Annotated in this window: 17 protein-coding genes and 1 tRNA gene; 17 read left to right on the forward strand and 1 reads right to left on the reverse strand. The window is 62.5% G+C overall.

What is annotated here, in order from left to right:
* Positions 1-35: 35 nt before the first annotated feature.
* The 13 genes from IVB13_RS32855 to IVB13_RS32915 all read left to right on the forward strand — a co-directional run bounded on the left by IVB13_RS32855 (position 36) and on the right by IVB13_RS32915 (position 19,088).
* Positions 36-111: transfer RNA gene (locus tag IVB13_RS32855), tRNA-Trp, on the forward strand.
* A gap of 233 nt (positions 112-344) precedes the next feature.
* Positions 345-572 (forward strand): hypothetical protein, encoded by a 228-nt coding sequence (locus IVB13_RS32860; protein WP_198293367.1) that lies wholly within the window; start codon positions 345-347, stop codon positions 570-572.
* A 617-nt stretch (positions 573-1,189) separates the two neighbouring features.
* Positions 1,190-1,381 carry a preprotein translocase subunit SecE gene (gene secE, locus IVB13_RS32865; protein ID WP_007602984.1) on the forward strand — a complete coding sequence of 64 codons (192 nt, stop codon included), beginning with the start codon at positions 1,190-1,192 and terminating at the stop codon, positions 1,379-1,381.
* Positions 1,381-1,935 (forward strand): transcription termination/antitermination protein NusG, encoded by a 555-nt coding sequence (nusG, locus tag IVB13_RS32870; RefSeq protein ID WP_007602985.1) that lies wholly within the window; start codon positions 1,381-1,383, stop codon positions 1,933-1,935. Before secE ends, nusG begins: the two co-directional genes overlap by 1 nt.
* 130 nt (positions 1,936-2,065) lie before the next feature.
* A complete protein-coding gene (rplK, locus tag IVB13_RS32875) occupies positions 2,066-2,494 on the forward strand; it encodes a 50S ribosomal protein L11 (RefSeq protein WP_018456444.1) in 429 nt (142 codons plus the stop codon).
* Between the two features lie 6 nt (positions 2,495-2,500).
* The gene (rplA, locus tag IVB13_RS32880) at positions 2,501-3,193 is read left to right on the forward strand and encodes a 50S ribosomal protein L1 (protein WP_007602988.1); all 693 of its coding nucleotides are present in this window, start codon (positions 2,501-2,503) and stop codon (positions 3,191-3,193) included.
* A 90-nt stretch (positions 3,194-3,283) separates the two neighbouring features.
* Complete coding sequence (locus tag IVB13_RS32885; RefSeq protein ID WP_247491341.1) at positions 3,284-4,231, forward strand: 2-hydroxyacid dehydrogenase; 948 nt, start codon at positions 3,284-3,286, stop codon at positions 4,229-4,231.
* 577 nt (positions 4,232-4,808) lie between these two features.
* The gene (gene rplJ, locus IVB13_RS32890) at positions 4,809-5,327 is read left to right on the forward strand and encodes a 50S ribosomal protein L10 (protein ID WP_026233178.1); all 519 of its coding nucleotides are present in this window, start codon (positions 4,809-4,811) and stop codon (positions 5,325-5,327) included.
* 54 nt (positions 5,328-5,381) lie between these two features.
* Entirely contained in the window at positions 5,382-5,759 is a 378-nt protein-coding gene (gene rplL, locus IVB13_RS32895; protein WP_007602994.1) for a 50S ribosomal protein L7/L12, read from the forward strand.
* Positions 5,760-6,241: 482 nt separating this feature from the next.
* Positions 6,242-10,357: a DNA-directed RNA polymerase subunit beta gene (gene rpoB / locus IVB13_RS32900; protein WP_018456447.1), complete on the forward strand. Its 4,116-nt coding sequence runs from the start codon at positions 6,242-6,244 to the stop codon at positions 10,355-10,357.
* Between the two features lie 128 nt (positions 10,358-10,485).
* Complete coding sequence (rpoC, locus tag IVB13_RS32905; protein ID WP_026233179.1) at positions 10,486-14,682, forward strand: DNA-directed RNA polymerase subunit beta'; 4,197 nt, start codon at positions 10,486-10,488, stop codon at positions 14,680-14,682.
* 191 nt (positions 14,683-14,873) lie between these two features.
* Positions 14,874-16,934 carry an FAD-dependent oxidoreductase gene (locus tag IVB13_RS32910; protein WP_247491343.1) on the forward strand — a complete coding sequence of 687 codons (2,061 nt, stop codon included), beginning with the start codon at positions 14,874-14,876 and terminating at the stop codon, positions 16,932-16,934.
* Between the two features lie 132 nt (positions 16,935-17,066).
* A complete protein-coding gene (locus IVB13_RS32915) occupies positions 17,067-19,088 on the forward strand; it encodes an ABC transporter ATP-binding protein (protein WP_247491345.1) in 2,022 nt (673 codons plus the stop codon).
* Here the strand turns inward: IVB13_RS32915 and IVB13_RS32920 are convergent.
* Positions 19,016-20,254 carry an NAD(P)/FAD-dependent oxidoreductase gene (locus IVB13_RS32920; RefSeq protein ID WP_085351283.1) on the reverse strand — a complete coding sequence of 413 codons (1,239 nt, stop codon included), beginning with the start codon at positions 20,252-20,254 and terminating at the stop codon, positions 19,016-19,018. The two genes, IVB13_RS32915 and IVB13_RS32920, sit on opposite strands and share 73 nt — an antisense overlap.
* 640 nt (positions 20,255-20,894) lie before the next feature.
* On the opposite strand from IVB13_RS32920, the gene rpsL reads away from it, so the two are divergent.
* From rpsL to tuf, 4 genes are read left to right on the forward strand one after another with little or no spacing between them, the layout of a single operon-like run.
* Entirely contained in the window at positions 20,895-21,266 is a 372-nt protein-coding gene (gene rpsL, locus IVB13_RS32925) for a 30S ribosomal protein S12 (RefSeq protein WP_007603006.1), read from the forward strand.
* Positions 21,267-21,281: 15 nt separating this feature from the next.
* Positions 21,282-21,752, forward strand: coding sequence for a 30S ribosomal protein S7 (gene rpsG, locus IVB13_RS32930; protein WP_007603009.1), 471 nt, complete (start codon positions 21,282-21,284; stop codon positions 21,750-21,752).
* 30 nt (positions 21,753-21,782) lie between these two features.
* The gene (fusA, locus tag IVB13_RS32935) at positions 21,783-23,855 is read left to right on the forward strand and encodes an elongation factor G (protein ID WP_026233180.1); all 2,073 of its coding nucleotides are present in this window, start codon (positions 21,783-21,785) and stop codon (positions 23,853-23,855) included.
* Between the two features lie 40 nt (positions 23,856-23,895).
* Positions 23,896-25,086 (forward strand): elongation factor Tu, encoded by a 1,191-nt coding sequence (tuf, locus tag IVB13_RS32940; protein ID WP_018456453.1) that lies wholly within the window; start codon positions 23,896-23,898, stop codon positions 25,084-25,086.
* Positions 25,087-25,132 lie beyond the last annotated feature (46 nt).

Here is a 25,132-nt window from a genome sequence, read left to right on the forward strand (position 1 = left end):
AAGCGGCCTGATCCGCGCGGCAACGCAGGGTCCGTAGGAGTGTAGCTCAATTGGTAGAGCACCGGTCTCCAAAACCGGGGGTCGCAGGTTCGAGCCCTGCCACTCCTGCCAACCAATCAAACACTTAACTGGGATGTGGGCGATTAGCCGTCGGCTGGATATTGCTGGATGGCGCAGCCCTAGGCGATGATCTGCCGTTTCCAGATCGCCTCCGAAGGGCGATGTCGGCCACGGAATCTGCGCCGGAAGCCACGGCGTCCTCTGCTCCACGATATCGGCGACGAATGCCTCGGCCTGACGCCGAAACGCCCAACCTTGCCGCGAGACAATTCCGTGGGTTGTCCTTGCTGATGGAGAACGACCTCCGCCTCCTGCTCGGCAAAAGGCGGTGGCAATTCGATGGTCAGCGCGCCCAGCTCGAACGCGTTGCTCAGCCCCTCGCGCCAGACGCCTTTGGATCCATTCGCGAGCTGCAGCGCGCGGGCGACGCCGTCGAGTCGAGTGTCACGGTCGCCGCGCCCGAGCTCTCGATGTTGCTTTCGGCGACTGCCGGCGGCGATCCGAGCACGTAGCGCGCGAGGTTGATGATATGGCTGAACACGTGTCGTAGCCGGCTCGCATCGTGCCCGGCAGTTCGGCGGCGGAATTGAAATTCCCGAACGTCGGCAAGACGTCCTGACGTTCGTATTAGTTGAAGAGCTTGTCCTCAGCCATGCCGCGACCCTGCGGCCGACTGGAGGCGGCTATTTCGCCGAGGGCGGAAAGTTCGTTGTGCCGTTGCCGAGCATTTCGACGATCGATCGGGCCGACTGACCTTGAGGGGGTCGCCAAAAGGGGCTGCAGGTGAGGGGGCCCCGGTGGTCTCGTTCTGCGAGGAACCGGCTGAGGCGCTGGGACTGCGCTTTGCAGGCGGCAGATAAGCCCTTGATCGGCCTGATCTCTGGTCGTTCGCCCGCGGAGGTCGTTTTGGGCGCGCGGGCCCTCTCTATCTTGACCTTTGGTCCCATCCGAAGTAGATACCGCGCACTCGCAGCCGGCCCGTTAGACGCGGATTTCCGGCGCGGCTTTGAATCCCCGAACAATCGAGCCCGATTTCCGGCTCATCCTTCGACAGAGGGCTGGGCCAACGGCGGCTGTTCGGATCCCTGAAATTCATTCGCGTCTGTCGACGGACGTTGGACATCAAACGATGGCAGTCAGCCCGTTCAAGTTCTTGCAGGAAGTCCGCTCGGAGACCGCCAAGGTCACCTGGCCGACCCGCCGCGAGACCACGATCACCACCATCATGGTGTTCGTCATGGTCGCCGTGGCCTCGATCTTCTTCTTCGCCGCCGACCAGATCATCCGCGTCCTCATCACCTTCCTTCTGGGCATTCACTGATGGCAACAGCAACGGCTCAATTGTCTGACAAGCGCTGGTACATCGTCCACGCCTATTCGAACTTCGAGAAGAAGGTCGCCGAATCGATCCGCGAGCAGGCCAAGCAGCGCGGGCTCGAGGAGCTGTTCGAGCTGGTGCTGGTTCCGACCGAGAAGGTCACGGAAGTGCGCCGCGGCCGCAAGATCGACGCCGAGCGCAAGTTCTTCCCGGGCTACGTGCTGGTGAAGATGAAGCTGACCGACGAGGCGTTTCATCTGATCAAGAACACGCCGAAGGTGACCGGCTTCCTCGGCGCGGAAAACAAGCCGATGCCGATCTCGGAAGCCGAGGCCATGCGCATTCTGCACCAGGTGCAGGAGGGCGTGGAACGGCCGAAGGCGTCGGTGTCGTTCGAGATCGGCGAGAACGTGCGGGTGGCCGATGGCCCGTTTGCCTCGTTCTCGGGTGTGGTCGAGGAAATCGACGAGGCGCGCTCGCGCGTGAAGGTCGCGGTGTCGATCTTCGGCCGCGCCACGCCGGTCGAACTGGAATTCGGTCAGGTCGAGAAGGTCTGATCGGGTAGGCGTGAGGCTTCGGTCTCGCGTAACAAGAGGCCGTGGGAGGGAGAGGGCGGTCGCCAGCCGCCTCCGACCCAGACCACGAACCTGAAACCGCCGGCCCAGGCCGGCCCAACAGGAGTGATACATGGCAAAGAAAGTGACCGGATACCTGAAGCTTCAGGTCCCGGCCGGTGCGGCGAATCCTTCGCCCCCGATCGGTCCCGCGCTCGGTCAGCGCGGTCTCAACATCATGGAGTTCTGCAAGGCGTTCAACGCCCAGACCCAGAAGGAAGAGAAAAACACCCCGATTCCCGTCGTGATTACGATCTACGCCGATCGTTCCTTCACGTTCGAGATGAAGACGCCGCCGATGTCCTTCTTCCTCAAGCAGGCTGCCAAGATCCAGTCCGGCTCCAAGGCGCCGGGCCGTGACAAGGCGGGTGCGGTGACCAAAGCGCAGGTGCGCGAGATCGCCGAGAAGAAGATGAAGGATCTCAATTGCGATTCCATCGAAGCGGCCATGAAGATGGTCGAGGGCTCTGCCCGCTCGATGGGTCTGGAAGTGGCAGGGTAAGCGGTCATGGCAATCGGAAAACGTTTGAACAAAGCCCGCGAAGGTATTGATCGCGAAAAGCTTTACCCGCTCGCAGACGCCATCAAGATGGTCAAGGAACGCGCGAAAGCGAAGTTCGACGAGACCATCGAGGTCGCGATCAATCTCGGCGTCGATCCGCGTCACGCCGACCAGATGGTCCGCGGCGTTGTGACCCTGCCGAACGGCACCGGCCGTACGCTCCGCGTCGGCGTGTTCGCCCGCGGCGCCAAGGCCGACGAGGCCAAGGCTGCCGGAGCCGACGTCGTCGGCGCCGAGGACCTGGTCGAGAAGGTGCAGAACGGCACGATCGATTTCGATCGTTGTATTGCGACCCCCGACATGATGCCGCTGGTCGGTCGTCTCGGTAAGGTGCTGGGCCCGCGCGGCCTGATGCCGAACCCGAAGATCGGCACCGTGACCATGGACGTCACCGGCGCCGTGAAGGGCGCCAAGGGCGGCTCGGTCGAGTTCCGCGTCGAGAAGGCCGGCATCCTGCAGGCTGGCGTCGGCAAGGCCTCGTTCACCGAGGAAAAACTGGTCGAAAACATCAAGGCCTTGGCTGACGCTGTCTCCAAGGCCAAGCCGGCCGGTTCCAAGGGCACCTACATCCAGCGCGTTGCGGTGTCCTCGTCGATGGGCCCCGGCGTGAAGGTCGAGCCGGGCACCATTCTCGGCTAAGGTTTGCAAATGACATGAGGCGAGGGGCGGAATTGGGCAACCGATTCCGCCCCTCGTCGTTTGTGACGGCGTTCACCGGAAACAAGAACAATGACTGACAAGGTCCTGATCTACTCGCGCTTTCCCAAGACGATGATGGCGCGCTTCGCCGAGCGGTTCGAGCTGCTCGACACCGGCGGCAAGCCGGCGCGGGAGATGTTTTCGGCCGACGCGCTCGGCGATATCCGTGCAGTGCTCACCGCCGGCGGAACGCCGCTGGGCGCGGAGGCGATGGACCTGTTTCCCAAGCTCGGTGCCATCGTCTGCTACGGCACCGGCTATGACGGTGTTGACCTGAAGGCCGCTGCTGCCCGCAATATTGCGGTCGGACATAGCCCGGGTGCCAATGCGGCCTCCGTCGCCGACATCGCGATGACCCTGATGCTCGCGGCGACGCGGCGAATCCTGGTGGCCGACCAGTACGTCCGAAGCGGCGATTGGGCCGCGTCAAAGCCCTCGCCGATGATGCGCCCGCAGGCCGGGATGCCGGGCCGCCGCATCGGGGTCTACGGCATGGGCGAGATCGGCCGCAAGATCGCAGCGCGCTGCGCGTCCTTCGAGAGCGAGATCGGCTATTTCAGCCGCAGCAGGTACGATCTGCCCTATCAATATTTCCCGACCTTGGAGGCGCTGGCCGACTGGTGCAGCGTGCTGATGATCGCGGTCCGGGCAGGAGCCGAGACCCAGCATGCCGTCAGCGCCGATATCCTCAAGCGCCTCGGGGCGGACGGCTATGTCGTCAACATCTCCCGCGGCTCGGTGATCGATGAGAAAGCCCTGGTGCTGGCGCTCACCCAGAAGACCATCGCTGGAGCCGGTCTCGATGTCTATGACAAGGAACCGCACGCTCCTGACGCGCTGACGGCACTGCCCAACGTCGTGTTCTCCCCCCATATTGGCGGCCACAGCCTGGAATCGCACGTCGCCATGCAGAACTGCGTGCTGGCGAACCTGACCGCGTTTTTCGAGGGCAAGAAGTTGCCTTACGCGGTCAAATGAGCGGAAACCGGCCCTTTTCGGCCATGGTTAAGCGCGAGCGGCAACGGATTGGAACTGGTGTGAATTTTGCTCTTGGCAAGCAGGCCCCGAGCGGTTAAAGAACCGCTTCCGGACGTGCCGGCCTCGGCTGGCGCGTTCGTGCACGCATTCCGAAAACAAGCGATGGAGATCATTCCTTTTCAGGGCGTCCGTGAGGATTTGCTGGAAAGGGAGGGAAAACCGTCGGGTGTGGGGTGCGGGCAGAGGTCGGGCGGTTCGCCGGCTGACCTTGTCCTGTCCAAGACTGCAGGCGCCCGCGGGGAATTCCGATTTCTCAACGGCTTAATCGCATGGCCTGCATAGACGGGTGAAGACCGGATTTCACTTCGTGGCCACCTTAGGGTCGGTTGCGGAATGGGTTTGGTTCGGACCTCGACACGCCGTGGGCTCTAACGGGCTCTCGGAGGGCAGGCTTTGAATTGTCGTCTTGCCCGGCGTGTCCGATGGGTTTGGCCCTGAGGTTCAGGTTTGGGCGGGACGATGGGTGCAACCCGGCGGTCCCGCTTTCGCGATGACCGCCAACCGGAAAGAGCTTGCTGTGGAACGAGCGGCAAAAAAGGAAGCGGTCGAACAGCTCAATGGGGTCTTCAAGACCACGAGCGTCGCGGTCGTTGCCCAATATTCCGGCCTGACCGTTGCCCAGATGCAGAAGCTGCGCTCGCAGATGAAGCAGGCTGGCGCCTCGGTGAAGGTCTCGAAGAACCGTCTCGCCAAAATTGCTCTTGAAGGCACTGACGTCGTTGCCATCGGCCCCATGCTGAAGGGACCGACCGTGATCGCCACTTCGGACGATCCGGTAGCGGCGCCAAAGGTCGCCGTCGAATTCGCCAAGGCGAACGAAAAGTTCGTCATCATTGGCGGCTCGATGGGAACGACCGTCCTGAATGTCGACGGCGTGAAGGCACTTGCCTCGCTGCCGTCGCTTGACGAACTGCGCGCCAAGATCGTCGGCCTGCTTGTGGCCCCGGCGACCAAGATCGCTCAGCTCGCCAACGCGCCCGCGGGCAAGCTCGCGCGTGTCATTCAGGCTTATGCCTCAAAGAGCGAAGCGGCCTGACGCCCTTCGCAAAACTCAAACCCGAACCAGACTTACATTCAAGGAAACTGAACAATGGCTGACCTGCAGAAGATCGTTGACGACCTCTCGAGCCTCACCGTGCTCGAAGCTGCCGAACTCGCGAAGCTCCTCGAAGAGAAGTGGGGCGTTTCGGCTGCCGCGGCTGTCGCCGTGGCCGGCCCGGCTGGTGGTGGCGCTGCCGCCGCTCCGGCCGAAGAGAAAACCGAGTTCACGGTCGTTCTTGCCGCTGCCGGCGACAAGAAGATCGAGGTCATCAAGGAAGTCCGCGCCATCACCGGCCTGGGCCTGAAGGAAGCAAAGGACCTCGTCGAGGGCGCGCCGAAGCCTGTCAAGGAAGGCGTGAACAAGGACGAAGCCGAGAAGCTCAAGGCCCAGCTCGAGAAGGCTGGCGCGAAGGTCGAGCTCAAGTAAGCAGCGCTTACTGACACGAGATCCCGGTGAGCATCATCGCAACCGGGGTCTCGGTCCGCTCCCTGAAAGGGCGGGCCAGATGCAAAAGGCGTGCGACGGAACGACCCGACGCAGGCCGAACACGAAAAAGTGTGGGGATTTGAGGGTTTGTCCCTCGAATCTGCACTAATGTCGCCCCATATCGGGTCGGCAGCACGAAAGCGCGGTGGGCAGGGATGCCGCATTCCCTGTAAGCCGTTGGGAGAGCAAGCTATTTCGGGCTTTTGCAGTCCGTGAAGAGGTTGGTTGTGACGGGCGGGCGCGCTCCTGCGCCCCGCGCGTCGTTTTGCGTTTTGAAGGTCTGAAGAACAGATTCAGGACATTCCTACCTGAAACTGAGTCTCCGGCCCCCAAGACGGGTTCGAAAAATTCAACCCGGGGAGCGGCGGTCGCCGCATTCCGGAGGGCGCGCCCAAATCGGGCGACGAAAATGAGAGGCCACGATGGCGCAGCAGACATTCACCGGTCGCAAACGCGTTCGCAAGTTCTTCGGACACATCAAGGAAGTCGCCGAGATGCCGAACCTCATCGAGGTTCAGAAGGCGTCCTATGACCAGTTCCTGATGGTCGACGAGCCCCAGGGCGGTCGATCGGACGAGGGCTTGCAGGCGGTGTTCCGCTCGGTGTTCCCGATCTCCGACTTCTCGGGCACCTCGATGCTGGAATTCGTCCGCTACGAGTTCGAGCCGCCGAAATACGACGTCGACGAGTGCCGCCAGCGCGGCATGACCTTCGCGGCCCCCCTCAAGGTGACGCTACGCCTCATCGTGTTCGATATCGACGAGGAAACCGGCGCGAAGTCGGTCAAGGACATCAAGGAGCAGGACGTCTACATGGGCGACATCCCGCTCATGACGATGAACGGCACCTTCATCGTCAACGGCACCGAGCGCGTCATCGTCTCGCAGATGCACCGTTCGCCGGGCGTGTTCTTCGACCACGACAAGGGCAAGACCCATTCGTCGGGCAAGCTGCTGTTCGCCGCTCGCGTGATCCCATATCGCGGCTCCTGGCTCGACATCGAGTTCGACGCCAAGGACATCGTCTATGCGCGTATCGACCGTCGCCGCAAGCTTCCGGTGACGTCGCTGATGTTCGCGCTTGGTCTCGACGGCGAGGCGATCCTCAGCACCTTCTACAAGAAGATCCAGTACAAGCGGATCAAGGAAGGCTGGCGCGTTCCGTTCGACGCCAATCGTTTCCGCGGCTACTCGACCATCAACGACCTGATCGACGCCGATACCGGCAAGGTCGTGCTCGAAGCCGGCAAGAAGCTCACCGTGCGCGGTGCGCGTCAGATGCAGGAGAAGGGGCTGAAGGCGCTGCGCCTCTCGGATGCTGAGCTCGTCGGCAACTACATCGCCGAGGACCTCGTCAATCCCAAGACCGGCGAGATCCACGCGGAAGCCGGTGAAGAGATCACCGACAAGTCGATCAAGGTTCTCAACGAGCACGGCTACAAGGAGCTGCCGCTGCTCGACATCGACCACGTCAATGTCGGCGCCTACATCCGCAACACCCTCGCGGCCGACAAGAACATGACGCGCGAGGACGCGCTGTTCGACATCTACCGCGTGATGCGTCCCGGCGAGCCGCCGACGCTGGATTCGGCGCAGGCAATGTTCCAGTCACTGTTCTTCGACGCCGAGCGCTACGACCTCTCGGCGGTCGGTCGCGTCAAGATGAACATGCGCCTCGACCTCGATGCGCCCGACACCCAACGCACGCTCCGCAAGGAAGACATCCTCTCCGTCATCAAGACGCTGGTGGATTTGCGCGACGGCAAGGGCGAGATCGACGACATCGACCATCTCGGCAACCGCCGTGTGCGTTCGGTCGGCGAGCTCATGGAGAACCAGTACCGCATCGGCTTGCTCCGCATGGAGCGCGCGATCAAGGAGCGCATGTCTTCGGTCGACATCGACACGGTCATGCCGCAGGACCTGATCAACGCCAAGCCGGCGGCCGCCGCCGTGCGCGAGTTCTTCGGCTCCTCGCAGCTCTCGCAGTTCATGGACCAGACCAACCCGCTGTCGGAGATCACCCACAAGCGCCGCCTGTCGGCACTTGGACCGGGCGGTCTGACCCGCGAGCGCGCCGGCTTCGAGGTCCGCGACGTGCATCCGACGCATTACGGCCGCATCTGCCCGATCGAGACGCCGGAAGGTCCGAACATCGGCCTGATCAACTCGCTCGCGACCTTCGCGCGCGTGAACAAGTACGGCTTCGTCGAGACGCCTTACCGCAAGGTCAAGGACGGCCGCGTCACCGACGAGGTCGTGTACCTCTCGGCGATGGAAGAGGGCCGCTACACGGTCGCGCAGGCCAACGTGCCGCTCGATCCGAAGGGCCGCTTCACCGAAGATCTCGTGGTCTGCCGTCACGCCGGCGAAGTCTTGCCGGTCACCCCGGACAAGGTCGACTACATGGACGTGTCGCCGAAGCAGCTCGTTTCGGTCGCGGCCGCGCTGATCCCGTTCCTCGAGAACGACGACGCCAACCGCGCGCTGATGGGCTCGAACATGCAGCGCCAGGCGGTGCCGCTGGTTCGCGCCGAAGCGCCGTTCGTCGGCACCGGCATGGAAGGCGTGGTTGCGCGTGACTCGGGTGCTGCGATCGCGGCGCGCCGTTCGGGCGTGATCGACCAGATCGACGCCACCCGCGTCGTGATCCGCGCCACGGAAGATCTCGATCCGACCAAGTCGGGCGTCGATATCTACCGGCTGATGAAGTACCAGCGCTCCAACCAGTCGACCTGCATCAACCAGCGTCCGCTGGTGAAGGTCGGCGACATTGTCAAGAAGGGCGACATCATCGCCGACGGTCCGTCGACCGATCTCGGCGAGCTCGCGCTCGGCCGGAACGTGCTCGTCGCGTTCATGCCGTGGAACGGCTACAACTTCGAAGACTCGATCCTGCTCTCCGAGCGGATCGTGAAGGAAGACGTGTTTACCTCAATTCATATCGAAGAATTCGAGGTAATGGCCCGCGACACCAAGCTCGGACCCGAGGAAATCACCCGCGACATTCCGAACGTCTCGGAAGAAGCGCTGAAGAACCTCGACGAAGCCGGCATCGTGTACATCGGCGCGGAAGTACGCGCCGGTGACATCCTGGTCGGCAAGATCACGCCGAAGGGCGAAAGCCCGATGACGCCGGAAGAAAAGCTCCTGCGCGCCATCTTCGGCGAGAAGGCTTCCGACGTCCGCGACACCTCGCTGCGCGTTCCTCCGGGCGTGCAGGGCACCATCGTCGAAGTGCGCGTGTTCAACCGGCACGGCGTCGACAAGGACGAGCGTGCGCTGGCGATCGAGCGGGAAGAGATCGAGCGTCTGGCCAAGGACCGCGACGACGAGCAGGCGATCCTGGACCGCAACGTCTACAACCGTCTTGCCGAGCTGCTCGAAGGACGGCAGGGCATCGCCGGTCCGAAGGGCTTCAAGAAGGACACCAAGATCACCCGTGCGGTGCTCGAGGAGTACCCGAAGTCGCAGTGGTGGCTGTTCGCTTCGCCGAACGACAAGCTGATGGCCGAGATCGAGGCCATGCGGAAGCAGTACGACGAGTCGAAGAAGGGGCTGGAACAGCGCTTCCTCGACAAGGTCGAAAAGCTTCAGCGCGGTGACGAATTGCCGCCCGGCGTGATGAAGATGGTCAAGGTCTTCGTCGCGGTGAAGCGCAAGATCCAGCCCGGCGACAAGATGGCCGGCCGCCACGGCAACAAGGGCGTGGTGTCGAAGATCGTGCCGATCGAGGACATGCCGTTCCTCGAAGACGGTACGCATGCCGACATCGTGCTCAATCCGCTCGGCGTGCCATCGCGCATGAACGTCGGACAGATCCTCGAGACCCATCTCGGCTGGGCCTGTGCCGGCCTCGGCAAGCGTATCGGCCAGACGGTCGATGCCTATTTGTCGAAGCAGGACATCCGGCCGCTGAAGGAAACCTTGAAGAAGGTCTACGGCGAGGACGAGACGATCAAGTCGCTCAACGACAACGAGTTGATCGAGCTCGGCCACAATCTGAGCCGCGGCGTTCCGATCGCGACGCCGGTGTTCGACGGCGCCAAGGAAGCCGACATCGAGGAGATGCTGAAGCTTGCCGGTCTGGACGCTTCGGGCCAGTCGACCGTCTATGACGGCCGCACCGGCGACGCCTTCGACCGCAAGGTGACGGTGGGCTACATCTACATGCTCAAGCTGCACCATCTCGTCGACGACAAGATCCACGCGCGTTCGATCGGTCCGTACTCGCTCGTTACCCAGCAGCCGCTGGGCGGCAAGGCGCAGTTCGGCGGTCAGCGCTTCGGCGAAATGGAAGTGTGGGCGCTCGAGGCTTACGGCGCGGCGTACACGCTCCAGGAGATGCTGACCGTGAAGTCGGACGACGTCGCCGGCCGTACCAAGGTGTACGAGGCGATCGTGCGTGGCGACGACACCTTCGAGGCCGGTATTCCGGAATCGTTCAACGTGCTGGTCAAGGAAATGCGCTCGCTCGGCCTCAACGTCGATCTGCACAATTCCAAGGTCGGACCGGGGACGGCGGAAGCGGCCGAGTAATACGACCCTCATGCCCGGCCTGAATGGCCGGGCATCGGCGCCCAGTCCTGGAATCGCGAGGGCAGGGCGCCCCGCATAGTGATTTTCGAATTTGCTGCCGGAGGCGACCGGCACGCGAGGAGAAGACGATGAACCAAGAAATTATGAATCTCTTTAATCCGACGACGCCGGCTCAGGTCTTCGACCAGATCCGGATCTCGATCGCGAGCCCCGAGAAGATTCTGTCCTGGTCGTACGGCGAGATCAAGAAGCCGGAAACCATCAACTACCGTACCTTCAAGCCCGAGCGCGACGGCCTATTCTGCGCCCGCATCTTCGGGCCGATCAAGGACTACGAGTGCTTGTGCGGCAAGTACAAGCGCATGAAGTACAAGGGCATCATCTGCGAGAAGTGCTCGGTCGAGGTCACGCTGTCGCGCGTCCGGCGCGAGCGCATGGGCCATATCGAGCTCGCGGCCCCCGTCGCCCACATCTGGTTCCTGAAGTCGCTGCCCTCGCGCATCGGCCTCCTGCTCGACATGACGTTGAAGGATCTCGAGCGGATCCTCTATTTCGAATATTACGTCGTGCTCGAGCCGGGCCTCACCGCGCTGAAGGACCGTCAGCTCTTGTCGGAAGACGAGTATCTGAAGGCGCAGGACGAATACGGCCAGGATTCCTTTACCGCCATGATCGGCGCGGAAGCGATTCGCGAGCTGCTCAAGGGCATGGACCTCGAGAAGCTCGAGCTGACCTTGCGTGCGGAGATGCAGGAGACCGACTCCGACATCAAGCACAAGAAGCTCGCCAAGCGCCTGAAGATCGTGGAAGCGTTCCGCCACTCCGGCAACAAGCCGGAATGGATGATCATGACGGTGGTTCCGGTGATTCCGCCGGACCTGCGTCCGCTGGTGCCGCTGGATGGCGGCCGCTTCGCGACCTCGGACCTCAACGATCTCTACCGCCGCGTCATCAACCGCAACAACCGCCTGAAGCGGCTGATGGAGCTGCGCGCGCCGGACATCATCATCCGCAACGAGAAGCGCATGCTTCAGGAGGCTGTCGACGCGCTGTTCGACAACGGCCGCCGTGGCCGCGTCATCACCGGTGCCAACAAGCGTCCGCTGAAGTCGCTCGCCGACATGCTCAAGGGCAAGCAGGGCCGGTTCCGTCAGAACCTGCTCGGCAAGCGCGTCGACTATTCGGGCCGTTCGGTGATCGTGGTCGGTCCCGAGCTGCGCCTGCATCAGTGCGGTCTGCCGAAGAAGATGGCGCTCGAACTGTTCAAGCCGTTCATCTACTCGCGGCTTGACGCCAAGGGCCTGTCCACCACCGTGAAGCAGGCCAAGAAGCTGGTCGAGAAGGAGCGGCCCGAGGTCTGGGACATCCTGGACGAGGTCATCCGCGAGCATCCCGTGCTGCTCAACCGCGCACCGACGCTGCATCGCCTCGGCATCCAGGCGTTCGAGCCCGTGCTGATCGAGGGCAAGGCGATCCAGCTCCACCCGCTGGTCTGCGCCGCGTTCAACGCCGACTTCGACGGCGACCAGATGGCCGTGCACGTTCCGCTGTCGCTGGAAGCGCAGCTGGAAGCGCGCGTCCTGATGATGTCGACCAACAACATCCTGCATCCGGCGAACGGCCAGCCGATCATCGTGCCGTCGCAGGACATCGTGCTCGGTCTCTACTACGTCTCCATCATGCGCGAAGGCCTGCCCGGCGAGGGCAAGATCTTCGGCGAGATGGCGGAGCTCGAGCACGCGCTGCACGCGAAGGTCATCCACCTCCACACCAAGATCAAGTACCGGTGGGAAGGCATCGACGAGACCGGCAAGATCTCCAGGCGCTGGATCGAGACCACCGCCGGCCGCGTCATGCTGGGCAATTTGCTGCCGAAGAACCCGCGCGTTCCGTACGAGATCATCAACAAGCTGATGACCAAGCGCGAGATCTCCGGCGTCATCGACCAGGTCTACCGCCACTGCGGCCAGAAGGAGACGGTGATCTTCTGCGACCGCATCATGGCGCTCGGCTTCTACAACGCGTTCAAGGCCGGCATCTCGTTCGGCAAGGACGACATGGTCGTGCCGCACTCCAAGTGGAAGATCGTCGACGCTACCCGTACGCTGGCGAAGGATTTCGAGCAGCAGTACAACGACGGTCTGATTACCCATGGCGAGAAGTACAACAAGGTCGTCGACGCCTGGTCGAAGGCCACGGAAGAAATCGCCAAGGCGATGATGAAGGAGATCTCCTCGACCAAGAAGACGGCGAGTGGGGCGGATGCCGACATCAACTCGATCTACATGATGGCTCACTCCGGTGCCCGCGGTTCGCCGGCCCAGATGCGCCAGCTCGCCGGCATGCGCGGCCTGATGGCCAAGCCGTCGGGCGAGATCATCGAGACGCCGATCATCTCGAACTTCAAGGAAGGCCTCTCGGTGCTCGAGTACTTCAACTCGACCCACGGCGCCCGCAAGGGCCTCGCGGACACCGCGTTGAAGACCGCGAACTCCGGCTATCTGACCCGTCGTCTCGTCGACGTCGCGCAGGATTGCATCATCACGCAGGACGATTGCGGCACCAAGCTCGGCATCAAGATGCGCGCCATCGTCGATGCCGGCACCGTGGTCGCTTCGCTCGGCTCGCGCATCCTAGGACGCACGGCCTGCGAAGACGTGCGTGACAGCACGGGCAAGGTGATCTTCAAGCGCGGTACGCTGATGGAAGAGAGCCATCTGGATGCCATCCATCAGGGCGGCGTCCAGGAGGTGAAGATCCGCTCGGCGCTGACCTGCGAGCTCGTCAACGGCATCTGCGGCAAGTGCTACGGCCGCGATCTCGCTCGCGGCACGCCGGTCAACCACGGCGAAGCGGTCGGGGTCATCGCGGCCCAGTCGATCGGCGAGCCGGGCACCCAGCTCACCATGCGCACCTTCCACATCGGCGGTGCGGCGCAGCTGAACGAGCAATCTTTCGTCGAATCCAACTTCGACGGCAAGATCGTGATCAGGAACAAGGCCATCGCCCGCAATAGCGAAGGCCACCTGGTCGCGATGGTTCGCAACATGGTGATCGCGATCGTCGATGCCGACGGCACCGAGCGTGCGACGCACCGTATTCAGTACGGTTCGCGCCTGCACGTCGACGAGGGCGACATGGTCAAGCGTGGCCAGCGTATCGTGGAATGGGATCCCTACACCCGTCCGCTCCTCACCGAGGTCGAAGGTACTATCGGCTTCGAGGATCTGGTCGAGGGACAGTCGATCTCGGAAACGCTCGACGAGGCCACCGGTATTGCCAAGCGCGTGGTCATCGACTGGCGCTCGATGCGCGGCGGCGGGGACCTGCGTCCCGCCATCGTGATCAAGGGCAAGGACGGCAAGGTGCTCAAGCTCGCCCGTGGCGGCGATGCCCGCTACATGCTGTCGGTCGATGCCATTCTGTCGGTCGATGTCGGCGCCAAGGTCCAGGCGGGCGACATTCTCGCCCGTGTCTCGACCGAAAGCGCCAAGACGCGCGACATCACCGGCGGTCTGCCGCGGGTGGCGGAACTGTTCGAGGCTCGGCGTCCGAAGGATGCGGCGATCATCGCCGAAATCGCGGGCACCATCCGGTTTGGGCGCGACTATAAGAACAAGCGTCGCATCTCGATCGAGCCGATGGACAAGACCGAAGAGGCGCGCGAGTACCTGATCCCGAAGGGCAAGCACATCCACCTTCAGGACGGCGACGTCGTCGAAAAGGGCGACTTCATCGTGGAAGGCAATCCGGCGCCGCACGACATTTTGGCGGTCAAGGGCATCGAGGAACTCGCGGCCTATCTGGTCAACGAGATCCAGGAGGTCTATCGGCTCCAGGGCGTGCTCATCAACGATAAGCACATCGAGGTGATCGTCCGTCAGATGCTCCAGAAGGTGGAAGTCACCGACCAGGGCGACACGGACATGATCTCGGGCGAGCAGATCGACAAGATCGAGTTCGACCAGATCAACGCGAAGGCCAAGGAAGAGGGCAAGAAGATCGCCACGGGGACGCCGGTTCTGCTCGGCATCACCAAGGCGAGCCTTCAGACCCGCTCCTTCTTCTCGGCGGCCTCGTTCCAGGAGACCACCCGAGTCCTCACGGAAGCGGCGGTCAACGGCAAGGTCGATCCGCTCGAAGGCCTCAAGGAGAACGTCATCGTCGGCCGGCTGATTCCGGCAGGCACCGGCGCCTCCATGGCGAAGATCCGCGAAGTCGCTGTGAAGCGCGACAAGATGATCCTCGACGAGCGCGAGAAGCAGGCGGCGGTCGTGCCGCCGGCGCCGGAAGTGGAGCCGATGGCGCTGCCACCTGCGGAATGATCGTTCATCCGTAGGAATACCGAGGACACTGAAAAGGCCGGCGAAAGCCGGCCTTTTTGCTGCTTTGTTTCCCTGTTGCGGTGCAGGATCAACCTTTGTTCATCTTTCCTTCAGGCGCAAAAGCGCTTCTGCTAGGAGAGCTTAGACCGGTGGTCCCGTGAAGGGGGCGGGCCGGAGACCACGGAATTCTCATGCTTGATCTCGCAATCGTAGGCGGCGGCCCCGGCGGGCTGATGAGCGCTTGGTATCTGAAGCGCAAGCTTGGCGACCTCTGCCGCGTCACCATCTACGAAGCATCCGACCGGCTCGGCGGCAAGATCGTCACGCGCAAATTCGATTCCGCGCCCGCGATGTACGAGGCCGGCGTTGCCGAGATCTACGACTACTCGATGACCGGGCCGGATCCGTTGCGCGAGTTGATCCAGCATTTCGGCCTGCAGACCATTCCGATGGATGCCGAGCAGGTGCAGTTCGGCGGTGAGCTCCTCAACGACGTCGCGGGCATGCGCCGCAAATACGGTGCCAAGACCGCAGCCGCAATCGAGGCGTTCCGTAAGCGCTGCGCCGAGGCGATGACGCCGATCGAGTACTACGAGGGTGTCGGCGCGCACGACAACGAGAATCCCTGGGCCTACAAGACCGCCGAACAGGTGCTCGACGAGGAGGTCGAGGACGAGACCGCAAAGCGATTCTTCAAGGTGATGGCGCGCTCGGACCTCGCGACCGAGAGCCACAACACCAACGGGCTCAACGCGCTCAAGAACTACCTGATGGATGTCGACGGCTATATCGGCCTCTATTCCATCCAGAACGGCAACGAGCAGCTCATCGAGTGCCTCCAGTCGGAGGTCAATGCCGACATCCAGCTCAATCACCGAATTCTCACGGTCGGCAAGGCGCCGACCGGCCGCTATCAACTCAAGATGATGAACGGCAAGGGGCCGGAGACGCGCGACTTCGACCTTGTGCTGGTCTGTCTGCCGCATTCCTGGCTTGGGACCGTCGGCTGGGAAGGCGAACAGCTCCGCAAGTCGATGGTCAAGCACGTCGCGTACTTCGACCGTCCTGCGCACTATTTGCGTGTCTCGATCCTGTTCGACACGCCGTTCTGGGGCGACAAGATCGCCGGCGCCTGGTTCATGTCGGAAGCCTTTGGCGGTTGCTGCGTCTATAACGAGGGCGCCCGCCATGATGTGGGCAAGCACGGCGTGCTGAACTGGCTGATTCCGGGCTCCGATGCGCTGGCCTTTGCGAATCTCTCCGACCGGGAGCTGATCGATGCCGCGCTGAAATCGCTTCCGGCATCGCTCGGCGATGCACGCGCGCATTTCATGGAAGGCAAGATCCACCGCTGGCTGTCCTCGGTGAACGCGATTCCGGGCGGCTTGCCCGTGCGCGACGTCATGACCAACCACCGGCCCGAGCCGAAGGAACATCCCGGAATCGTCGTGGTCGGCGACTATCTGTTCGACTCGACGCTGAACGGCCTGCTCGATTCCTCGGACGCGGCGACCGACATCATCTTGACCGAGATGATGCGCTTGCGCCGCGAGCGTTCGCAGGACGACAAGCCGCTCTCGGACAAGATCGATCGTGCCTATTTTGACAATTATCGCGGCCAGGGCCCCTACAGCGAAGTGTGGCAACACTTCACGGATCCCGACTATCTCACAAAACTGATCGGCATCGTCTGGGGCAAGGCCAAAGGCACGAAGCTCTTGATCGCGGGCTCGGCCAGCGGCGAGCTTGTCGGCGCGCTACGTGATCGCGGCATCGATGCCTTCGGTATCGAGAACAACCGCACCATTCACGCCAGAACGCCGAAGGCGCTGAGGAAGTACAACAAGCTCGGTTCGATCACCGACATGCCGTTCAAGGACGGTGCGTTCGACTTCGTGTTCGAGACCAGCCTCTGCCATGTTTCCCCGAAGCAGGTGGTCCGTGCGATCAGGGAGCTGAACCGTGTGGTCAAGACCGGGCTCGTGTTCGGCTCGATCACCTCGGACATGGCGCCGGCACTGATCGACCGCTACGACCTTCTGCGCGGCGTCAAGAAGCTCGGCACCTGGTGGGAATGGTCCGAACTGTTCTTCGGCAACGGCTTCGAGCTGTCGATGCACCGCAAGGACTGCACGGACGCGCTCTGGGACACGACGCTCGCCGCCAACAAGGGACCGGGCCAGTGGTACGCCGACGCCGATTCCTTGCGCTATTCCTTTTTCGACAAGGTCGAGGATGAGGAAGACGACTAGCCGCCTGAAGCGGGCGCCTTCGCCAATTGTTTTGCCGAATTCATCTTGATCGCATAGAATCGATGCAGTAGCGGTTGGCGCTATTTCCTGCTTTCTCTGCGGTCATGCCGGCCGTCAGCATCGGTTGGTTTCATGGCGTCCAAGCCCCTCCCGCCCGACAAACAGAAGCTCGCCGCGGAAGAGGCGGCCGAGCTCGACGACAAGCTTGTCCCTACCGCCAAGCCGGACCTTGAAGACGACGAGGACGATGAAGACGAGGAGGATGGCGGGCTGGAGCTCGATGACGACGATGAGGACGAGGACCTCGTCGTCTTTACCGCGCGCGAGGCCGCCGGCGCGCTCGCGACCATCCTGGGTTTCGTCAAACCCTTCCTGTTCAACTACAAGCAGATGCTGTCCTTCGTGGCGTTCGGCGTCTTCGTCGAGACGCTCTTCAACGTCATCATGCCGCTCAGCCTGAAGTACCTGATCGACGACGCGCTCGGCGAGGAGGATTTTCAGGCGCTGTACAAGATCCTCGGCGTGCTCGCGGTCGCGGGCATATTCACCTCGATCGTCGCGGTCTGGTACGAGCGCTGGGATGCGCGGCTCGCGGCGTGCATCATTTCCGACGTCCGCAAACGGCTGTTCGAGCACGTCCAGGACCTGCCGGCGGCCTATTTCGGCCGCACCAAGCGCGGCGAGATCCTGTCGCGCTTCTCAGTCGACCTCGCGGCCTTCGAGGGTTCGGTCAAGACCTTCGCCAACAGCGCGGCATTGCCGTTCCTGGAGCTGATCGCGGGCATCATCCTGATGGTGTTCCTGAACTGGCAGCTCGCGGCGGTTGCGCTGCTGGTGTTTCCGATCACGCTGATCGGTCCCCGCATGCTGACGCCGAAGGCTGTCCAGGCGAATTACGAGCAGAAGCTCAATGAATCTGCGCTGCTCGGCATGGTGCAGGAGAACGTGGCGGCGCAGGCCGTGATCAAGGCGTTCAGCCTGCAACGCCGGATGTTCGGCTTCTTCAAATTCCGCAACGACGAGACGCGAAACAGGATGGCCTCGGCGGCGTTCCTGTCGACCATGGTGGAGCGGACGGTCACCATCTCGGTGCTGCTCTTGCATCTCGTCGTGCTCGCGATCGGCGCATATCTGGCGACGAAGGGGCAGATTACCATCGGCACCTTCGTCACCTTCGAGAGTGCGTTCTGGGAGGTGTCCTACAACATCGCCCATGTGATGCATTTCATCCCCGTGTCGATCTCCGCGGCAGCCGCGATCCGTCATATGCAGGAGTTGCTCGACGAGCCCACGCGCAGCGCCGATCGTGCCGGCGCGCCCGATCTGCCCCGCATCACCAACGACATCACCTTCGATCACGTGACGTTCCAGTACGAAGGCAGCCAGACGCCGGTGCTGGACAATCTCAGCCTCAAGCTCAATGTCGGCAAGCGCATTGCCATCGTCGGTCCGTCCGGCTCCGGCAAGAGCACGCTGCTGAATCTGATCCTGCGGCTCTATGTGCCGGACGAGGGGCGCGTCACCATCGACGGCGTCGACGTCCGCAAGGTGACGCTGGACTCCCTGCGCCGGAGCATGGCGGTGGTGTTCCAGGAGAATATGCTGTTCAACATGTCGATCCGGGAGAACATTCGGCTCGGCAAGGAGGGCGCGACCGATGAGGAGGTCGAGGAGGCGGCCAAGAAAGCCGAGATCCACCGTTACATCATGAGCCTGCCGCAACGATACGACACGCCGGTGGGCGAGCGCGGCGATACCTTGTCGGGCGGCCAGCGCCAGCGCATCGCGATCGCGCGCGCGGTCATCCGTAATCCTTCCGTGCTGCTGCTCGACGAAGCCACTTCGGCGCTCGACCAGACCACGGAAGCTGCGATCAACCGCACGCTGCTGAAGGTCGCCAAGGGCCGCACCATGATCTGGTCGACCCACCGCCTGACCTCGGTGGTCGAGATGGACGAGATCATCGTGATTTCAGGGGGCAGGGCGATCGAGCGCGGCTCGCATGCCGAGCTGCTCGCCAAGAACGGCACCTATCGCAAGCTGTGGAACGACCAGATCCACCAACCGCATGGCGCGCCGGCTCACGTCGACGAGGACAACGACGAAGACGACGAGGATGAAGACGACCTCGACGAGGACGATGAGGAGGAGTGACCGAGGAAGTTCGGCTCCAGATCGAAGGCTGCTCCAAGCGGCCGCAATAGTCCCTGAACCGACCAGGCAATGAAGCGTGCCCAGCGCTGCGCCGTCCAATAAGGGCTTGTCGCAATGGAGACTGAGCGGAAATCGAAGGCCTTCGCGGCCGACCAATCGTCGCACTCCCGCTTGACCGGGTCTGCGTAGAAGGCGGCGATCTTGCTTGTATCCATCCCGTCGGAGGCCAGCCACTGCGGGATATAGACGTTGCAGAGCCGCTCGACGTCGGTGAAGACCTTGTCGCACCCGGTGCCGGCGGCCGGGCAGGAGGTCGAGAAGGCATCGCCCACCAGCACGAGACCCGGCTGGCCGCTGGCATCGTTCACATAGAGATCGACCGGACGGATTTTCAGCTCACTGGGAATGTCGAATGGTCCGGTGATGTGCTTGAGCCGTGGCAGCGCAGCGTTCAACGTCTCGGCCGGCGCGCGGCGCAGCTCACGCAGCCAGGGATCGTCGAAGCTGCGATAGACGAACAGATTGGCGCGCATCCGCGTCCCGATCGGAAAAAGCGTGAGGTAGGGGATGCGGTCGCTCGGCCGTTCCGAGAAATAGGTCAGCGCAGGGAAGTCGAACGAGTCCCGTCCCGCGGGCACCACGTCGAACCCGATCGAAATCGAATGGCAGGCACTGACGACTTTTCGGGCGATTCCCAGCTGGTGGCGCAGGCCGACATTGAGTCCGTTGGCGAGCACGACCAGCCGGGCGGAGACCATCGCGTCGTTGGAGAGAGTGACCTTCTGCCGCTCCGCACTCGTCTCAACCGAGACAGCCTTGGCGCAGATGCGCTCGACGCCGGCAGGAATTTCGTCGCGGACAGCGTTGACGAGGGAATCGTAGAGGATGTTGAACTGCCGGCTCGGCGCCTTGTCGAGAAGGCGGCCGAAGCGCGCGATCCAGTTCTCACCCACAAAGGTCGCGCGGTGCAACACCGATTCGGCGATTCCCGTCTGCAGGAATCGCCCGACCTGCACGTGACCGCTGAGTTTTTCGACCCGAAAGTCCGCCGAATAGCTCTCATGCGGATCGATCAGGATGGTCGAAATGCCGCTACGGCCGAGCATCGCGGCGGCGGTCGAGCCGGACAATCCCCCGCCGATAATGGCAATGTCGGTGTACCGCATGGCGCTAATCTCTGCCCAAGGCGGCACATTGGCGCTCCAACAGGAAAGAAAGCCTTAGCCAATGGTTATAAAAGTATATTTAACCCGGGTATAAATAGGTTTCGAGGTGGCGCGACGCGCTCTTCGTTTCCATCTCACGAAGGCGCAGCGAGCGGCCCAAGAAGCGATTTCGGCAGGTGCGGGAAGCGCTTCTGACTGACGTTTCGCCTTGACTTGACCGACTCCCACTTATAGAACCCCCTCACTTAACGACAGGCGGTGAGCATCGCCAACGTCGGAACGGGCCACCTGTTTGATCCCCTGGGATCACCAAGACAGGCACCAACCTCGACGAATGCCGCTCAAACGCTGTCGATCATAGCTAGGCAATGCCAGTGCGATTTTAGTTCTCTTGAGCATGTTCTCTCGAGATCGAATTCGGATGCATGACCTCGGTGCGCGGGCCGCAGCTTCAAGCTGACCGGTTCAACTACTGCGGTCCTCTGTGGCGTCGAAGCGCTTTCCGCCCGTTGACGGGTGGTTGGCGCGATTTCGCTTTGTGCGGATTGTTCCGCGGAAGGCGGCCTCGTCGGGCGGGTAGCTCGAAAGAATTTGCGGACCCGGTGACGGGCCGCGGCAGAACACAAAGGGTAATGCCAGGATGCCGACGATCAACCAGCTGATCGCTCAACCGCGGGAAGTGCAGAAGTCGCGCAAGAAGGTGCCGGCGCTGCAGCAGTCGCCGCAGAAGCGCGGTGTTTGCACACGCGTTTACACCACGACCCCGAAGAAGCCGAACTCGGCGCTTCGTAAGGTTGCCAAGGTGCGCCTGACCAACGGCTTCGAGGTGATCGGCTACATCCCCGGTGAGGGCCATAACCTCCAGGAGCACTCGGTGGTCATGATCCGCGGCGGTCGCGTCAAGGACTTACCCGGCGTGCGCTACCACATCCTCCGCGGCGTTCTGGATACCCAGGGCGTCAAGAACCGTAAGCAGCGCCGTTCGAAGTACGGCGCCAAGCGTCCGAAGTAAGCGGGAACCAGGTCCATGTCTCGTCGCCATTCTGCCGAAAAGCGCGAAGTCCTTCCCGATCCGAAGTTCGGGAATATCATCGTCACGAAGTTCATGAATTCGGTAATGTACGCCGGAAAGAAGTCGGTCGCCGAAGGCATCGTCTACGGCGCGTTCGGCCTCATTGAAAGCAAGACAAAGCAGAACCCGCTCGGCGTGTTCGAGCAGGCGCTCGAGAACGTCATGCCGACGATTGAAGTGCGCTCCCGCCGCGTCGGTGGCGCGACCTATCAGGTTCCGGTCGAAGTTCGCTCGGTGCGCCGTCAGGCGCTGGGCATTCGCTGGCTGATCTCGGCTGCGCGCGATCGCAACGAGAAGACGATGACCGAGCGGCTCTCTGCGGAGCTCCTGGATGCGTCGAACAACCGGGGTAACGCCGTCAAGAAGCGCGAAGACGTGCACCGGATGGCGGAAGCCAACCGCGCCTTCTCGCACTATCGCTGGTAACGGCGACACACGGAATCTAAGGAACACTCCATGCCCCGCGTTCATGCCATAGAGAATTACCGCAACTTCGGTATCATGGCGCATATCGATGCCGGCAAGACCACGACCACCGAGCGCATTCTCTATTACACCGGCAAGAGCCACAAAATCGGCGAAGTGCACGAAGGTGCCGCGACGATGGACTGGATGGAGCAGGAGCAGGAGCGCGGCATTACGATTACGTCGGCCGCGACCACCGCGTTCTGGGAAGGCAAGCGTCTCAACATCATCGACACTCCCGGCCACGTCGACTTCACCATCGAAGTCGAGCGCAGCCTGCGCGTGCTCGACGGCGCCGTGTGCGTGCTCGACTCGAACCAGGGCGTCGAGCCCCAGACCGAGACGGTCTGGCGCCAGGGCGACAAGTACAAAGTTCCGCGCATCGTCTTCGCCAACAAGATGGATAAGACCGGCGCTGACTTCTACAAGTGCATGCAGGACATCGTCGACCGCCTCGGCGCAAAGCCGATCGCGATCCAGCTTCCGATCGGCTCCGAGAACAACTTCAAGGGCCTGGTCGACCTCGTTCGCATGAAGGGCGTGGTCTGGGAAGAAGAGAAGCTCGACGCCAAGTTCGTGGACATCGATATTCCCGAGGACATGGTCGAGAAGGCCAAGGAATATCGCGAGAAGTTGTTGGAAGCCGCCGTCGAGCTCGACGACGAAGTTCTCGCCGCTTACCTCGACGGCAAGGAGCCCGATGAGCCGACGTTGAAGCGCTTGATCCGCAAGGCCGTGCTGACTGGCGCGTTCTTCCCGGTATTGTGCGGCTCGGCGTTCAAGAACAAGGGCGTGCAGCCTCTGCTCGACGCAGTCGTGGATTATCTGCCGTCGCCGGTTGACGTGCCCGCCATCAAGGGCGTCGATGAAGACGGCAACGAGGTCGTTCGCCTGCCGGACGATAAGGAGCCGCTGGCTCTGTTGGCCTTCAAGATCATGGACGACCCGTTCGTCGGCACCATCACCTTCTGCCGCATCTATTCCGGCACGCTGCTGTCGGGCACCGGCGTCATCAATTCGACGCGCGACCGCAAGGAGCGCATCGGCCGCATGTTGCTGATGCATGCGAACAACCGCGAAGACATCAAGGAAGCCTATGCCGGCGACATCGTCGCACTGGCTGGCCTGAAGGAAGCGCGCACCGGTGACACGCTGTGCGATCCCGACAAGGCGGTGATCCTCGAAAAGATGGAATTCCCCGAGCCCGTCATCGAGATCGCGATCGAGCCTAAGTCCAAGGCCGACCAGGAAAAGCTGGGCGTGGCGCTGGCGAAGCTCGCCGCGGAGGATCCGTCCTTCCGCGTGTCGACCGATCAGGAGTCCGGCCAGACCATCCTCAAGGGCATGGGCGAGCTCCATCTCGACATCAAGGTCGACATTCTCCGCCGCACCTACAAGGTCGATGCCAACATCGGCGCGCCGCAGGTGGCGTTCCGTGAGCGCGTCACCAAGAGGTCCGAAGTCAAGTACACCCACAAGAAGCAGACCGGCGGTACCGGACAGTTCGCGGAAGTGTCGATCATCGTGGAGCCGAACGAGCCCGGCAAGGGCTACGAGTTCGAGTCCAAGGTCGTCGGCGGTGCGGTGCCGAAGGAATACATCCCCGGCGTCGAGAAGGGCATCAACAGCGTGCTGAGTTCCGGCGTGGTCGCGGGCTTCCCCGTGGTCGACGTCAAGGTTCAGCTCGTCGACGGCAAGTATCACGACGTCGATTCGTCGGCGCTCGCCTTCGAAATCGCATCGCGTGCTGCATTCCGCGAAGCCTTGCAGAAGGGCAAGTCCGTCCTGCTCGAGCCGATCATGAAGGTCGAAGTGGTGACCCCGGAAGATTACACCGGCTCCGTCATCGGCGACCTGAATTCGCGGCGCGGTCAGATCCAGGGTCAGGACATGCGCGGCAACGCCAACGTCATCAACGCGATGGTGCCGCTCATGAACATGTTCGGTTACGTGAATAACCTGCGCTCGATGAGCCAGGGTCGCGCAACCTTCACCATGCAGTTCGACCACTACGCAGAAGCGCCGGCCAACGTGTCGGCAGAAGTCCAGAAGAAGTTTGCCTGATTGTCGTCGGTCTCGAACTGACGATTGAACGGAGAGTCAAATGGCCAAAGCAAAGTTTGAACGTAACAAGCCGCACTGCAACATCGGCACCATCGGTCACGTCGACCATGGCAAGACGTCGCTGACCGCGGCGATCACCAAGGTCCTCGCCGAAGCCGGCGGCGCGACGTTCACCGCGTACGACCAGATCGACAAGGCGCCGGAAGAGAAGGCGCGCGGCATCACGATCTCGACGGCGCACGTCGAATACGAGACCAAGAACCGCCACTACGCGCACGTCGACTGCCCCGGCCACGCCGACTACGTGAAGAACATGATCACCGGCGCCGCCCAGATGGACGGTGCGATCCTGGTCGTGTCGGCCGCCGACGGTCCGATGCCGCAGACCCGCGAGCACATCCTGCTCGCCCGCCAGGTCGGCGTTCCCGCGCTCGTCGTGTTCCTCAACAAGTGCGACATGGTCGACGATCCGGAACTGCTCGAGCTCGTCGAGCTCGAGGTCCGCGAGCTGCTCTCGAAGTACGAATTCCCGGGCGACACCATCCCGATCATCAAGGGCTCGGCGCTTGCCGCCCTCGAAGATTCCGATAAGACGCTCGGCCATGACGCCATCCTCGAGCTGATGAAGCAGGTCGACGCTTACATTCCGCAGCCGGAGCGTCCGGTCGATCTGCCGTTCCTGATGCCGGTTGAAGACGTGTTCTCGATCTCGGGCCGCGGCACCGTCGTGACCGGCCGTGTCGAGCGCGGTATCGTCAAGGTCGGCGAGGAAATCGAGATCGTCGGTCTGCGCGCCACGCAGAAGACCACGGTCACCGGTGTCGAAATGTTCCGCAAGCTGCTGGATCAAGGCCAGGCCGGCGACAACATCGGTGCGCTGCTTCGCGGTACCAAGCGCGAGGACGTCGAGCGCGGCCAGGTGCTGTGCAAGCCGGGTTCGGTCAAGCCGCACACCAAGTTCAAGGCTGAGGCCTACATCCTCACCAAGGAAGAGGGCGGCCGCCACACTCCCTTCTTCACCAACTACCGTCCGCAGTTCTACTTCCGCACCACCGACGTGACCGGTGTCGTGCATCTGCCGGAAGGCACCGAGATGGTGATGCCGGGCGACAACATCGCGATGGAAGTGCACCTGATCGTGCCGATCGCGATGGAAGAGAAGCTCCGCTTCGCGATCCGCGAAGGTGGCCGCACCGTCGGCGCCGGCGTCGTCGCCTCGATCATCGAGTAATTACGAGAATAGGGATCGGCGAATAGCGAATGTGACATTCGCTATT

It is taken from the genome of Bradyrhizobium sp. 17 (assembly GCF_023073515.1).
GTDB lineage: Bacteria > Pseudomonadota > Alphaproteobacteria > Rhizobiales > Xanthobacteraceae > Bradyrhizobium > Bradyrhizobium canariense_D.

Bases quoted from the DNA above. Each gene is read 5' to 3' on its own strand.
- secE (WP_007602984.1), top strand. From the start codon at position 1,190: ATGGCAGTCAGCCCGTTCAAGTTCTTGCAGGAAGTCCGCTCGGAGACC.
- nusG (WP_007602985.1), top strand. From the start codon at position 1,381: ATGGCAACAGCAACGGCTCAATTGTCTGACAAGCGCTGGTACATCGTC.
- rplK (WP_018456444.1), top strand. From the start codon at position 2,066: ATGGCAAAGAAAGTGACCGGATACCTGAAGCTTCAGGTCCCGGCCGGT.
- rplA (WP_007602988.1), top strand. From the start codon at position 2,501: ATGGCAATCGGAAAACGTTTGAACAAAGCCCGCGAAGGTATTGATCGC.
- IVB13_RS32885 (WP_247491341.1), top strand. From the start codon at position 3,284: ATGACTGACAAGGTCCTGATCTACTCGCGCTTTCCCAAGACGATGATG.
- rplL (WP_007602994.1), top strand. From the start codon at position 5,382: ATGGCTGACCTGCAGAAGATCGTTGACGACCTCTCGAGCCTCACCGTG.
- rpoB (WP_018456447.1), top strand. From the start codon at position 6,242: ATGGCGCAGCAGACATTCACCGGTCGCAAACGCGTTCGCAAGTTCTTC.
- rpoC (WP_026233179.1), top strand. From the start codon at position 10,486: ATGAACCAAGAAATTATGAATCTCTTTAATCCGACGACGCCGGCTCAG.
- IVB13_RS32910 (WP_247491343.1), top strand. From the start codon at position 14,874: ATGCTTGATCTCGCAATCGTAGGCGGCGGCCCCGGCGGGCTGATGAGC.
- IVB13_RS32915 (WP_247491345.1), top strand. From the start codon at position 17,067: ATGGCGTCCAAGCCCCTCCCGCCCGACAAACAGAAGCTCGCCGCGGAA.
- IVB13_RS32920 (WP_085351283.1), bottom strand. From the start codon at position 20,254: ATGCGGTACACCGACATTGCCATTATCGGCGGGGGATTGTCCGGCTCG.
- rpsL (WP_007603006.1), top strand. From the start codon at position 20,895: ATGCCGACGATCAACCAGCTGATCGCTCAACCGCGGGAAGTGCAGAAG.
- rpsG (WP_007603009.1), top strand. From the start codon at position 21,282: ATGTCTCGTCGCCATTCTGCCGAAAAGCGCGAAGTCCTTCCCGATCCG.
- fusA (WP_026233180.1), top strand. From the start codon at position 21,783: ATGCCCCGCGTTCATGCCATAGAGAATTACCGCAACTTCGGTATCATG.
- tuf (WP_018456453.1), top strand. From the start codon at position 23,896: ATGGCCAAAGCAAAGTTTGAACGTAACAAGCCGCACTGCAACATCGGC.